Source organism: Acidimicrobiia bacterium, from assembly GCA_041393965.1.
Classification (GTDB): domain Bacteria; phylum Actinomycetota; class Acidimicrobiia; order Spongiisociales; family UBA5794; genus UBA5794.
The window spans coordinates 156,777-170,394 of record JAWKJB010000003.1 but is presented as its reverse complement, the minus strand read 5'-3'; the positions used below and the strand labels follow the sequence as shown (position 1 = coordinate 170,394).

Annotated in this window: 11 protein-coding genes; 3 read left to right on the top strand and 8 right to left on the bottom strand. The window is 64.6% G+C overall.

The genetic code is table 11. The annotated features are described in order from the left end of the window. Nucleotides 1–177: 177 nt before the first annotated feature. Complete coding sequence (locus tag R2823_09525) at nucleotides 178–918, bottom strand: HAD-IIB family hydrolase (GenBank protein MEZ5176428.1); 741 nt, start codon at nucleotides 916–918, stop codon at nucleotides 178–180. Nucleotides 919–1,043: 125 nt separating this feature from the next. On the opposite strand from R2823_09525, the gene R2823_09520 reads away from it, so the two are divergent. After that, entirely contained in the window at nucleotides 1,044–2,801 is a 1,758-nt protein-coding gene (locus R2823_09520; GenBank protein ID MEZ5176427.1) for a glycoside hydrolase 100 family protein, read from the top strand. A 15-nt stretch (nucleotides 2,802–2,816) separates the two neighbouring features. Here R2823_09520 and R2823_09515 read toward each other — a convergent pair whose 3' ends face one another. Further along, a complete protein-coding gene (locus R2823_09515) occupies nucleotides 2,817–4,109 on the bottom strand; it encodes a glycosyltransferase (protein ID MEZ5176426.1) in 1,293 nt (430 codons plus the stop codon). Between the two features lie 219 nt (nucleotides 4,110–4,328). On the opposite strand from R2823_09515, the gene R2823_09510 reads away from it, so the two are divergent. Further along, nucleotides 4,329–4,715, top strand: a complete 387-nt coding sequence (locus R2823_09510; GenBank protein MEZ5176425.1) for a hypothetical protein — start codon at nucleotides 4,329–4,331, stop codon at nucleotides 4,713–4,715. A gap of 89 nt (nucleotides 4,716–4,804) precedes the next feature. Here R2823_09510 and R2823_09505 read toward each other — a convergent pair whose 3' ends face one another. Next, on the bottom strand, nucleotides 4,805–7,189 hold the full coding sequence (locus R2823_09505) for a hypothetical protein (GenBank protein MEZ5176424.1): 2,385 nt from the start codon (nucleotides 7,187–7,189) through the stop codon (nucleotides 4,805–4,807). A gap of 161 nt (nucleotides 7,190–7,350) precedes the next feature. On the opposite strand from R2823_09505, the gene R2823_09500 reads away from it, so the two are divergent. Next, nucleotides 7,351–10,587 (top strand): tetratricopeptide repeat protein, encoded by a 3,237-nt coding sequence (locus R2823_09500; protein MEZ5176423.1) that lies wholly within the window; start codon nucleotides 7,351–7,353, stop codon nucleotides 10,585–10,587. A gap of 121 nt (nucleotides 10,588–10,708) precedes the next feature. Here R2823_09500 and R2823_09495 read toward each other — a convergent pair whose 3' ends face one another. From R2823_09495 to R2823_09475, 5 genes are all read right to left on the bottom strand, one after another. Then, a complete protein-coding gene (locus R2823_09495) occupies nucleotides 10,709–11,881 on the bottom strand; it encodes a hypothetical protein (GenBank protein ID MEZ5176422.1) in 1,173 nt (390 codons plus the stop codon). Nucleotides 11,882–11,991: 110 nt separating this feature from the next. Beyond that, nucleotides 11,992–12,324 (bottom strand): type II toxin-antitoxin system PemK/MazF family toxin, encoded by a 333-nt coding sequence (locus tag R2823_09490; GenBank protein ID MEZ5176421.1) that lies wholly within the window; start codon nucleotides 12,322–12,324, stop codon nucleotides 11,992–11,994. Then, nucleotides 12,321–12,557 carry a DUF2191 domain-containing protein gene (locus R2823_09485; GenBank protein ID MEZ5176420.1) on the bottom strand — a complete coding sequence of 79 codons (237 nt, stop codon included), beginning with the start codon at nucleotides 12,555–12,557 and terminating at the stop codon, nucleotides 12,321–12,323. The genes R2823_09490 and R2823_09485 overlap by 4 nt, the downstream gene beginning before the upstream one ends. A gap of 84 nt (nucleotides 12,558–12,641) precedes the next feature. Further along, nucleotides 12,642–13,256, bottom strand: coding sequence for a cation transporter (locus R2823_09480; GenBank protein ID MEZ5176419.1), 615 nt, complete (start codon nucleotides 13,254–13,256; stop codon nucleotides 12,642–12,644). Then, the gene (locus tag R2823_09475) at nucleotides 13,253–13,603 is read right to left on the bottom strand and encodes a metalloregulator ArsR/SmtB family transcription factor (protein MEZ5176418.1); all 351 of its coding nucleotides are present in this window, start codon (nucleotides 13,601–13,603) and stop codon (nucleotides 13,253–13,255) included. The genes R2823_09480 and R2823_09475 overlap by 4 nt, the downstream gene beginning before the upstream one ends. Between the last annotated feature and the right edge of the window lie 15 nt (nucleotides 13,604–13,618).

Here is a 13,618-nt window from a genome sequence, read left to right as displayed (position 1 = left end):
AGGTCACACGCACGACACGCCGAATCCGGTGACACGGAATCTCGGAGATGACGAGGTTGGGAGATGATCCCGTGCTGGCGTTTCGCACAGGGGCGCCCGGAACGGATCCCGCGAACGGCAGAATCCGGTGAACACGACCGGACTTCCGCCGCACGGTCTGGGGGTCTCGGGGCTGTGTCAAGCGTCGAGCCATCCATAATGGACGAGTCCCTCCCGAATCCCTGCGGCAAACGGTGCGTCCGCGTGGTACAGGCCGCTGGCTTCATGGTGTCTCAGTTCCTCAGTTGCGTTTCCAACCGCGATGGATCGAACCTCGAGCGCTGGGGGCATCATGTCGAGGTCGTTGCCCGTGTCCCCCGCCGTGACGACCTGGTCCATCCCCAGGTTCAGGCGTTCGGCGAGGAATCTCACAGCTCCTCCCTTGCCGGACCGGGACGGCACGATGTCAAGGAACCGCTCGGCGGAAGCGACGATCTTCGCCGCGACACCTGCGGCTTCGAGACGGTTGCTGATCTCGACGAGATCGGAGCCGCCGACCCGATCCATATACCAGCTCGACTTGAACTCTGACTGCCACTCGGACGGCTGTGGTTCAGCGTCACAGACCGCGCGCACGACACCGTCGATGACCGCGCGGTCCCAGTCCTGATCGATCTCGTCCGTCCACGCGTCGTCCCTGCGGAACTCATTGTCAACCACATGCCAGATCTCGGTGCCCACCATGCAGATACACGCAGCAGGGAGACAAGTCGTTTCCGATCCGGTAAGGAAGGCCCTGATCGACGCGAGATGACGGCCCGTCGAGAACGCGACGCGGATCCCTGTCTCGTTCAGGTCGTGCCAGAGCGCAAGCATCTCGGTCTGGTCACCAATGAAGGTACCATCGAGATCCGTGGCAAGCAGGGGCCTCGTGGCCACGAGCGACCCTCCTTTCATATGCCAGCCAAGGGCCAACCGTATGCCGATACAGCAGCTTGTGACTCGATCTGGTCCTTGGTTCCGATCACGATGACAGCCATCCTTCCCCTGATGCGGGAACACCGATGACACCCACGCCGACTGGGCCAGACCCGACACAACGCCTCATCGCAATCGATGTCGACATGCTCGACACCGATTCGTCCTCGGCGTGGAATCGTCTTGCTGATCGTATCGCGGCGATGCGCCGGGACACGATCCTCGTCTATGTCGGCAAGGCGGATGTGCCTGGCCTCCCAACACCGGACTATGTGATCGACCGGGACGCCCCGTCGATCACCCGCTTTCCGGGGGCCGTTCGGGTCGAGGAGTGGCCGTCGCCATCGGACAGAGCCGGGCTCGACGATGCCCTCGAACACATCGCGGAAGGTCTCCTCATCCCGTGGTCCCATGTCTACTGCATCCTCGGCAGCACAACGACCATCAGGGAACACCTCGACCGAGCCGTCGTCCTTGATGCTGGCTTCGTCACCGATGACGCTCGCCGCGCCACGGTCGACGAGAGTCGTCTGATCGCGGCATTCGATGAGCTCCAACTCCATGGTGGTGCCACCACGGCCACGCGCGACATCTGCGAAACGGCGTTCCGCGCTGCACGCGACACCCTTGCACGCAACACAACCGAACTCGGGTTCACGGCCGCTTCTGCGAAGGACAACCTCCTCAATTCCCATGACGCCAACTATGCCGCCGTGTGGGCACGCGACGGCGTCATCGCTGGGCTGTGGACCCTCTGTCTCGATAACACCGACCTGATCGACACCTTCCGGCGGACAATTCGCGTGCTCGCAAGGCATCAGACCCCAGCGGGGCAGATCCCTGGCAATGTTCGCCTCGCAGATGAACGCCCCGACTATTCGGGAATCGGCGGTATCGCGAGCATCGATTCGGTGATCTGGTTCGTCATCGGCGCGGTGCGCCTCGCCTTCCACACCGGCGACCGTGCCTTCGCTGAGGAGATCGCTGTCCCGGTCGAGCGTGCAATGGCGTGGCTCGCGGCCCACGATGCAAACAACGATGGACTCATCGAGATCCCCGAGTCGTCAGACTGGATGGACATCTTCCCCCGTTCGTACAATGTGTTGTACGACGAGGTGCTGTGGGGGCAGGCATGTCGCGATACCGCTGTGCTGCTCGACGGTCTGGGACGCCATGGCAGTGATTGGGCGGCACGAGCCGACCGTGTCCGCGGCATCATTCTCGATCAGTTCTGGCCGAGCGGCGAACAGCTGATGGAGATCGCGGGCGCCCAATCGGGCAAATTCTCACCGGGCGAGGCGTACTACCTGTTGAGCCAGATCACGCCGTTCGACTATGGCTGGCGCTGTGATGTCTATGCCAACCTGCTCGCGGCGCTCGGTGGACTCCTCGACGAACGCAAACTCGACCGCCTGTTCACCTTTCTGTGGGGTGTCGGCGCAAACAGTCCCTTCCCGGTGACCTGCCTGTATCCGCCGATCGCCTCGGGAGCCGACGACTGGAAGGATTACTTCCTCGTCAACTTCCTCAACATCACGCACCACTACCACAACGGCGGGATCTGGCCATTCATCGGTGGGCTGTGGATCAGGTTCCTTGCCGCGACCGGAAGGGTCGAGCTTGCCCACCGCGAGCTTGCGAGCCTCGCCGAGGCCTGCCGGATCGGCTTACGCGGTGATTGGGAATTCAACGAGTGGCTTCACGGGCAGACCGGGCGCCCCATGGGAAAGGCACATCAGGCGTGGAGCGCTGCGTCGTATGTGCACGCCTACGCCACCTTGCATCTCGATGCGGATCCGGGTGCATTCCCTGACCTTGACCCGACGGCGATCAGCGGGAAGTGAACCGTGAGCTACCCGTCAGGTCGACTCGATCATCGAGACGTCATGCTGGCCGCGTGCGTGGTCGAACGCAACCAGGGTTCTTCGCGCGATGCTGTGCCATCCGAACATGCGACGAGCGAACCGTGCCCCTGCGATCGAGAGGCGTTTCCGAAGCTGCGGGTAGCGGAGAGGCATCGACAGCATCACGGCGAATTCGCGTGGCCGCTTCGGATCAGCGAACAGCGCGTGGGAGCCGAAGTCGAACATCTCCTCGAGACCGCCGTGGACGGTCACGACACACGGCGTCCCACACGCCATTGCCTCGGCCGCCGTCATGCCGAACGGCTCGTATCTCGACGGCAAGGCGAACACGGCCGCAGCCCGATAGTGGGCGACCATGTCGTCGTCGTCGACATAGCCACGCCAGGTGATGTGTTCGTCGACACCGAGGGTCGATGCGAGCTCCTGCCATGACGCGACCCGCCTGCGGTCCTCACTCGAGTTGGCGCCCACCGCGAGCTGAAGGCGGGCATCGGAGACCTGCTCGCGCAGCTCCGGGAGTGCTCGAATCAGCAGGTCGTATCCCTTATTCGCTGCGGCGCGCCCGACGGTGTACACATCGTGCTTGCGGAACTTCAACCGTCGCCTCACAGCCCTGCGTTCGGCGTCGGTGATCGGTGTGAAACGCCCCTCGTCGATCCCAGGCGGAATCATCTCGATATGGGTTTCGGGCACATCGTACGCGTCGGTGAGCACTTCGACCTGTTGGTTGGTTGTGGCGATCACCCGATCACACCGCCGGTAGATGAGGAACTCCTTGCGAATCCGTTCATCGAAGCGGTAGTTCGACTCGATCTCCTGTTGATCACCTGCCATGTCGTCCCGCTTCCACGATCCGAGCGAGTGAGGGGTGTGGATGTGGGTCACGCCGAGTTCTTCTGAGATCCGTTGACCGGCATGTCCGGCATCCCAGTAGTGGGAGTTGATGAAGTCGTATCGGATCTGGGCGTCTCGGACGGCGGGGATGAACCGTTGCACGAACTCCCCGATGTGGTCGTGCATGTCCTCCTTGCGGAGGAACTGCGGTCCCCCGAATGGAACCCTCCAGACCCGCAGGTTCGGGCCCATGTCGTCGAATTCGGGTTGGTCCTCGAAACGACGCGTCACGATATCGACGATGTAGCCAAGGTCACGGAACTGCTTCGCGAGCTCGAGCACGAACACCACCTGGCCGCCCGTGTCAGGCAGCCCGAGCTCCGGCTCGGCAGCGACATACCCGTGGAGCGAGAGCATCAGGATGCGCGGTGGGGCCGTCACCAGCATGGTCATGGGCGTTCCCTCATCTCGTCACCACCTCGTCCCAACAGTATCCCGTCGAGGACCGAACCGCCCAAGACCCTGCCTTTCGCCGACTCGGCGGTCTGCTCGTTCGCCGAGGAGGATCGAGGGCCACGATCACGATGATCCTGGTGGCGTGCTCACAGGTCGCGTCTTTGGCGGGTGGACACCGCGGTAGATTCGGGGTTGTGCGACAGAAAGGACCGCACCGTGGTCACAGCTGAGTATCTTCGTCCCATCGAACGGCGGGTGCTTGCGATGCGCCGCGACGGCATCGCGACGCCCGAGATCGCAACACGCTTCCGCCGAAGTCCCGACTATGTGAGACGCCTTGTCGCCTGGACAGAGTTCGACCGCACCCCGACACCGGAGCAGTCCGGCCCCAGCCCGATCGCACGCCGAGTCGCTGCCTTGCGAGCCGAAGGGGAAACCTACGAACAGATCGGCCGACGCTTCAAGCGCAGCCCCCGCTTCATCCGCCAGGTTGAGGGGCTTGCCCAAGTCGTGCACGGCGAAACTTCGAAGCTCGTCAGTCGTGGTGCGGACCTGCTCACGGCCACGGCCGGCAAGGCCCGCGAAGCAGCGGAGGCAAGATGAGAACGGCGGTCGAGGCGAGCGAACCACCCGATCATCAGCGGGTTGTCATGGGAGACCGGCCACACCGTCGAGGGATCTAAACCGGGTGTTCAGAGGCGGGACAGGGCCGCTTTCAGAAGTTCGACGAGGGTGTCGAACGCCGGTGTGTCCGGATCGATGTGGTTCCACGGAAAGATGCTGACGGTGCCCAAAGCGTTGCCCCCCGAGATCCACAGGACCCCGTCATCGACGACGACAACGGCCCAGTCGTCCACGCCGGACACTTCCTCGTACTGCGAATCGAGTGCTTCCGCCTGCACTTTGACGGCCGCCGGTGACGACGGCGGGGTGATCTGAACCGTTGCAGCGCCAAAGATCGAGCACTGGTGGAAGAACTGGCTCGAAAGGTCGTCTTCGGCCGTGGGAATCGAATCTGGGTCACCGAGCTTGGCGATCTCGTCGGGGGTCAGGAGCGAGCACGCGTTGTAGGCCAGTCCCCAGTCAGGGGGTGGGGGCGTCTCGCCGGGGCCGTCTGGGGTCCCACTGGAGGACCCACCTGAGCCGGGGATCGGTTCCGCATCGGGCGGCTCGGGGGGTATCTCGGTTTCCGGGGTGTTCGATTTCGTGAATCGATACCGGGAGATGTCACCGGGTGCGTGCAACACCATGCCGCCGCTTTCGCACGCGAGTTGGGACCCAGGCGACACCGCCCCGCCGGAAGTCGAGATCCCCGGACCGGCGTCCATCCATCCACCCCCGAGATCGACCTGGGCCTTTGCCGAGTATTCGTCGGCCACCCCGCCGACGATCGCGGCCCGACCGGGACCGGCGGGGGCGAGCGTCAGCCACCCCCGCCCCGTCTGGAGGACACGAACCCACGGCGCTGTTGGCTCGGTGACACGCGCAATCACCGGCGTGTGACCTGCGAAGTCGACAAACCCCTCCCCTGACGGGTCCACGATGAGCGTGATGCCGACACCGGTGCCGGTGAGGACCTCCTGACCCGTTGCCGAGTACCCGGTGCTTGACCAGGTCCCGAAAAGGCACGGGTCAAGGGGCGGCGATTCGTTGCAGAAGGCGTCGAGCGACTGCCCGAGGATCGTGAGTGTCGTCCCTGACAGGTCCCCGGTAAGGCCGATCCGGGCAGGTCCGGGCGAAACGACACGAAACACCGCCGACGCTCCCGGGCTGCCATCCGGGCAGGTGCATCCGCCGGGAATGGTGCACAGGGTTTCACTGCCGGGGAAGGTGAGCTGCGTGTCGTCGGCGAGCAGCATCATCCCTGGACCCGATGTGGCCACCACCGCGACTTCGGCCCCCAGGTCCGTGTCCCATGTGTTGGCCTCCAGGCGATCCACCGTGACACTCCACGAATCCCCGGCGTTGATGGTTGGCTGGGTCGTCATCGCCGGATACTTGTATGGCAGGATGGCCGGACCGTCCTGGTCCCATTCGGGAGCGTGGGTGGGATCCCGGTACGCGCCCGGACCCCATGTGGGCAGGACCGTCGCGTCGGCGGCGCCGATCGCGACCGCGTATGCCGCTTCGCTTCCCTTTGCGGCAAGGACAGGGTCGATCGTCTGCCACACGAATGCGCCGTGTTCTTGCAGATGTGCCCAGAACCCGATGGCGCTGTACATGCGGGTGAACAAGTTCGCTGTCGGGACCTCGAGCCAGGATCGCCACGAGTACTCACCCGCCGTTCCCGAGAAGTTCGCCGCAGCCCACTCGGCGAGACCTTCCGTGACCCAGTTCGGACGGGTCGCGAACTCCGCGAGCGGGGGCACGGCGTCGGCTTCGAAACAGTGGAACACTTCATGCGTGATCAGATGCACCACACGATTCGACGGCACCCCGCCGGTGATCTCGTTCATGATCGGGATTCCCTCTGCGGTGACGACGATGACGCACTTGGCCATGACCCCGAAGTGCCCCTTGGCGGTATCGACACCGACCATGTAGGCAGGGGCTTCACCGGTGAGCTTCGGTGCGATGCGCAGCTCGATGTCGACGGTCAGATCCCTGCCGAGCTGTGCCGCGATGTTGGACTTCGCCTGTTCGATCACCCCGAGAATTGCCTGCTCGTCGGCGTCTGCCGCTCCGTTGAAACCACCAGAAGGGACGATCCCCGCCTCCGACGGCTCACCGGCACCGTCGAGGTAGGCGGTCACGGCGCCCTGCTGGTCGGCGGTGAGTCCATCCCAATGTGCAAGGACCGCGTTGACCGCCGGTGTCCCCGATTCGGATTCGACTGCGTGGGTGTCGGGAACCGTCACATCCGGCAGGGGACCCACCGCAATGCTGAATGCCGCAAGCGCAGCATCGAGTGGCACCGTGCCGTCGTCGGCGATGTCGAACACGGCCTCCCATCCCCCTTGGAGTGCGCCACCGACCGCATCCGGTCCGTCGTTCGGCGCCGATGATGAGGTCCCGCATGCCGCTACCACCATGCCGGCAAGCATGATTGAAGCGATGATGGCCAATCGCCGACCCATGCACGGCCTTTCGTCTCGTGGCACCCACTGGTGGCCCCGTTTGTGGCACCGTCAACTTATCAGAGCGCCCTTCGGGTCGCCTGAAAAGAGCACGGTCGTACGATTCCACCGTCGGCAACGGTCGACCACCGGTAGGGTTCGCGCTGCAACATCAGGTAGGCATGACCAGGCTCGACAATCGGGGACCGCTGCGACGCCAAAGGCTCGAACGCCAGCTCGACGCGGCATCGCTCGGTCGCCTGACCGTGCTCACGGCCGGAGCGGGATTCGGCAAGACGACTCTCCTGACGCAGTGCTTCGCGCAGCGCAATGCCGTGTGGCACACGCTGACGGAGGCAGACCGTTCGTTCCCGTTGCTTGCCCGGAGCGTCATCAGGGGCCTCAGGCTCCTCGTCCCCACACTGTCAACGGATCTCATAGCGGCCGTGGAGGGCGCGTGGGGACCCGACGCGGCATCGGAGTCGAACCGTCCGATCGCCATCGCGGGAACCCTCGCTGAGGACCTCGAAAGCCACATCGAACGCGACCTCGTGCTCGTGTTCGACGATGTCCATGCCCTCGGTGATGAAGGCGACAGCGTTGCCTTCATCGCCGCCTTGTGCCGCCTCGCTCCGGAACGGCTCCGGATCGTCACCGCGTCCCGAGCACCGCTCCCGTTCCCCGTGTCGCGCCTGGCCGTGTCGGGGACGATGCTCCACATCACCGCCGAGGATCTGTTGTTCACGCGTGATGAGGTTGCGGCCCTCGTCGAGGGCGGGGGGGGCGCTCCGGCGGTTGTCGACGGGATCATGGAACTCACCGGGGGTTGGCCGGCTCCGACGGCCCTCTCGGTCCGGATCGCCGGCAAGGACCCCGCACTGCCAGCAGTACCCGATGACGGCCGAGCGGTCCTGCTCGACTACCTCGCCGAAGAGGCACTCGTCGGCGAGGACCCGTCGACGATCGACGCCCTGCGCGTCGTGTCGCTGCTCCCCTGGTTCACCCCCGAGTTGCTCACTGCGCTGGGGACCGATTCGTCTTCGGTGAGGGCCCTTGTTGCATTGGGGTCCCCGTGGCTCGTTCCGATGCGTGACGCTCGGGAACGCTCAACCGTTTCCCCCCTTGTCGGGGAGTTCGTTGCGGCCCGGCACCCGGTGCCTGCCGAGGAGCAAGCCCGATTGCTCGCTCGCGCTGCTCGGTGGTATCGCGGATCGGGTTCGGACATCGAGGCACTCGGCTGTTTCGTCGCGGCAGGGGATGCCGACGGGCTGGTGGAGCTGCTGCGCGAGGCCGGGTCGACCATCGTCGCCACGGGCGGTGCTCGTCAGGTGCTCGACGCGATCGAGTCGCTTCCACACGGAACGATCCCGTCCGAGATCACCATCCTCGAAGCTCAGGTCGTGCAGATGCTCGGTGATTGGGAGGGGGCAATCCGTCGCTATGGCGATGTCCTGCCAGCGGAGGGTCCGATCTCGGCGACAGCGGCGAGACACCTCGGGTTCCTGTACCACATGCGTGGGGACCTCGAAACGGCGATCGGTGTGTATGAGCGTGGGATGCTCGTCGACGACACGGATCCCGCGGAAGCGGCGCTGCTCGGCTGGCTCGCCAGTGCCTACTGGCTCCGTGGGGAACGCGATCGTGCGAGCGAACTCGCGAAATCCGCACTTGAGCGGGCCAAGGGATCAGCGGATGCGTCAGCCATGGCAACGGCACATACGGTGCTCGCGATGGTTGCGGCACTCGATGGAGACCGGGAAGGCAACGATCGGCACTATCTGCGTGCCCTCGAGTTCGCAGAGCAGGCGAACGATGTGGTGCAGACGATCCGCATCCGTTCCAACCGCGGTTCGCATTTCCTCGAGGAGGGGGCCTACGGCGCGGCGCTCGATGAACTCGACATCGCGCTGCGGCTCGCACAGGTCACCGGATTCGTGCTCTGGCGCGGGATGACCCTTTCCAACCGTGCCCAGGTCAACGGGCAGCTCGGCAAACTCGAAGAGGCCGTCGCGGACCTTGTCGAGGCACGCCGGATCTTCCGAAACCTCGGCTCCCGCCTGGAAGCCTATCCGCTCGTGCACCTCGGCCAGGTGTATACCGATCGTGGCGACACGGCACGGGCGGCAGACCGGTACCGGGAAGCGATCACGCTGTCTCGGGAACAGCATGACCTCCAAGCACTCGTTCCCGCACTCGCCGGTCTCGCCCGGCTTGTCGCAGAGTCCGACCCCGATACGGCCCGACTGCTCGCCGATGAGGCGACGAGCATCGATTCTGTGATGGGACGAGTTTCCGCGCTTGTGGCGGCAGGCTACGCCAACCTCCACGGCGGTGACCTGGAACGGGCACGGAACTACGCGGTCGAGGCGACCGAAGCCGCAGCAGTCCGTAACGACGCCGCTGGCCTTGCCGAAGCGCTCGAACTTTCAGCAGCGATCCCCGATGCGCCCGACGCGAGGTCCGACCTGGCCAAGGCGCGAGCATTGTGGGTGGAACTCTCGGTCCCGGTTGGGATCGGCCGCGTTGATCTTGCCCTTGCCGGACTCGATGGTGGGCGGGAAGGAGTGGTCCGAGCCCGTTCGGCCGCATCGATGCTTCGACGCAACGGTGCGTCCGGTCTTGCCCTGCGAGCCGCGAACCTCGCCGAAACCCTTACTCGGGAAGAGGCGCGCGGGTTGACGATTCGCACCCTTGGCGGCTTCGCGGTTGTCGTCGAAGGAGCAGAAGTGCCCCTGTCTGCCTGGCAGTCGCGCGTTGCACGCGAGGTTGTCTGGATGCTGATCGCGAACCGGTTCCGTCCGATCCACCGCGAGGTGCTGATCGAGCGATTGTGGCCGGACGACGATCCTGCCCGCACGACAAACCGACTCTCGGTCGCCTTGACGACGATCCGCAAGATCTTCGATCCCGCCCGGATACACGACCAGGACTACTACTTGCGTGCCGATCGCGAGACGGTGATGCTCGTTCGCGAGCATGTGACGGTCGATGTCGAAGTCTTCCTCGACAAGGCGGCCCTCGGACATCGTCTGGACCGTTCCGGGAGCCTCGACGACGCCGCGGCCGCGTATGTGGCCGCTGAGCTCGTGTATGTCGGTGACTTTCTCGAAGAACAGCCCTATGCCGACTGGGCGATCCTGTTGCGGGAAGAGGCGAGGTCGGAGTACATGGCGATTGCTTCTCGTCTCGCCGAGATCGCCGAGCACGCAGGCGACGACGACGCCGCGGCTCGGAGGTACCTGCGCATGCTCGAGCGCGATCCCTACGACGAATCCGCCCACATGGGCCTGATCGGGGCGATGGAACGGACCGGAAGACGCGGTACCGCCCGGAGGCTCTATGGGACCTATGTTGGCCGGATGACTGAGCTCGATGTCGAACCTGCGCCGTTTCCTGGCGATGTCGTGGAACGCCGGTAACTCGCGATCAGGTCGAGAAGCTCCTGCGCGTTGCGGAACGGCCGTGCAGCCTCGCCTGGGCGTTCGAGGGTGCCGCGCAGCTCGTCTGGATCACCGTCGTGGAGGCGGATGACGAGGGATGTCACGATACCGCTGCCTGTACCTGGGCCGTGTCGACCGCGAGGAGGGCCCCGTCGGTGGTCACCCAGATGGTTCCACCGCTGATCGCCGCGTTGTACCCGGATGAGAAGCCCGCACGGATACGGTGCTGGAGCCCGGTCGCGCGGTCGACCCGGATGAGGTTGTAGGAGGTGTACTCGATGTACCAGAGCGCGTCCGGGGTCACCACGAATGCCGCTTCGGTCAGGGGATCGCCTACGAGGTCGAGGGTCCGTGACACGGAGCCGCTTGCTGGGTCGATGGTGTAAGCCGTGGCGTTCCCCGACACGAAGGATCCCTCGGGGTTGACGAAATCCGACAGCACCCACACGCTCCCGTCGAAGTATCCGATCGACTCGGGGCCCCTCGCCAGAATCGATGTGGTGCCGCTGTCGTTGGATTCCGCTTCGTAGCCGAGGTCGTCGAATCGGTCGATGATCGTGTTCGAGGCCGGGTCGATGCGAAGGACGATGCCGTCGTACTCGTTGATCGTGTAGATCGAGCCGTCGACCGCAACGATGCGCGGCGATCCTGGTGCGACCAAGTCCGGATAGTCCGTGATCACGGTTTCGAACTCGCCGGTTGTCCGATTGAACCGTGCGACATCTCCCGTGCCAGCCGTGGTGACCCACACGGCGTCCCCGGTCACGGTGAGGTGCGATCCTGTGGCCACGGGTGGAAGGGTGCCGGACACGGCGGGTTCCATCGTCGAACGGTCGACGAACACGGGACCGTCGAGGGTCAGGACCCAGAGATCTCCGTCGGCGACCGTGACATCGACTGCGTCGGAATCCGGCGTGAAGATGCCGTCCACGGCACCAGAGGTCAGGTCAATGGCGAGCACAGCCCCGTCGTCGGTCGTGACGAAAGCCGTCTCGCCATCGACAACGATCTCTTCGAGCCCATACCCTTCGACGGGGACGACGGTCGGTTCGTATTCGATCTCACAGATGCGGTCCGGTTCACAGTCAGAGCCGCCGCCCGACGGCGGCAGCGTTGGATCGGGGGAGCCCGGGCCCATATCCGAGACGGTTGTCGTGGGAAGGTCCCCGGTCGATCCGGTGGAATCCGGTCCGGTGGAATCAACGGCCGAACCTGAGCAGGCCGAAAGGACGAGGAGGGCCAGGATCGAAACGATGGCGACTCGTCGATGCATCGCGCGGTCCTTTCTGGTGAGTCGAACGATGTGGCCACCATACGGGTCGGGCCTGAAGGAACCCTGAAAGACGCGCAGCGACCGGAGTGCGTATCCCCCGTTCGTTCGGACTACGAGTTGTTGCAATCGACGGCAACCGCGAGGGCTGCGCACACCTCGTGCATGCGGCCGTCACTCAACCTGCCAAGTCGATCCGTCAGCGTCCCAACCGCGACACCTTCTGCCGAATCGAGATTGACAGCAGACCGACGCGGGATCGGATCGTCGCCAGGCTCGAGGAGCACCTCACTCGCAAGCCCTCGGACGGTCGTTGTGCACGGCGCAATGAGTGCCCGTCGAAGTCGAGGGATCGCGGCGTCTCGTGAAAGAACCACGACCGGGCGGCGACCGATTCCGGGCAGTTCGCACCACCACACCTCTCCCCTGGCTGGCAGATCGTTCACGAGGAGGCCGCCGCCTCTCGAAAGGAAGCCAGGTCACCCCATGCGTCTGCCTCATCGAGGGGATGTTCGTCGTACACACCGTACCCTGCATCGATCTCGGCGGCGCGATGTCTTGCCACCAACGCGGTGAGCGCTTCGTCCAGCAGGGCGGCGTCGTTGAGATTCGACCTGAGTTTCCTCGCGTTCTTCAAGAGTGACTCGTCGACCGTGGTACTCACTCGTATGCGTGCCATGCCATAACTATGCCACATTGGCGCGACGGGTTGCAAGACTCGCATCTGTCCGAACCCCACCGCGGCACCCGTGAAAGGTCGGGGCTAGTGGTCGTGGTGATCGCCTCTCCATGCTTCGAGCCCTTCCCGGACGGCGAGGTAGGCGATGCCTAGCGCGGCGATCGGGTCTGCCCACCACCAGCCCAAAGTCGCGTTCAACACGAGACCGCCAAGAAGGATTGCCGACAGCCAGGCGCACAGGAAGGTTTCGGCGGCGTCGGCGAGCAGTGTTGCGCTTCCCATTCGCAGCGCGGTCTGTCGTTTGTACCATGCAAGGACGGGCATGACGACGAGAGACACTGCCGCGAGGGCGATCCCGACCGTTGATGTTTCGGGGGCGTGTTGGGTGACGAGGGTTCGGACCGCTTCGAGGGCGACATAGGCGGTGAGGGCGAAGAAGGTGACTGCGATCATCTTCAGGGCTCGGTGCTCGCGATCCTCGTCGACTCCTCCGCGCACTTCGGAGCGGAACTGCCACACCACGACGGAAGCTGCAGCCACCTCGATGGTCGAATCGAACCCGAATCCAATCAAGGCGATCGAGCTCGCCGCCACCCCGGCGGCGACGGCGATCACCGCTTCGACGATGTTCCATCCGATGGTCAGGTACTCGAGCCGAAGTCCGCGGCGGCGCAGATCACCGATGGCTGGAGCCGTCATGCTCCGTTGCCGCCGGGCGCGTGAACCGGGCACAGGTCGACCTGTTGGCCAACATCAGCCAGCAACAACTCGGCTGCTTCGAGGAGCGGAAACACGCGATTGGAGGCGATCTTGTAGAAGACCGCCCTCCCCTCGGGGCGGTCCTCGACGAGGCCACAGCGCTTCAGGCAGGCCAGATGGGCTGAGACATTGGACTGGGAGGAGCCCAACGCTTCTACCAGGTCGGCGACACGATGTTCACCCGACGCCAGTATCTGCAGAATCGCAAGTCTCGTTCCGTCGCCAAGACCACGGAACAACTTGGCGCCGACCTCCCGATCCGAACGGTCTTCCACATGTATCGCCATGCGGTGATGATATCG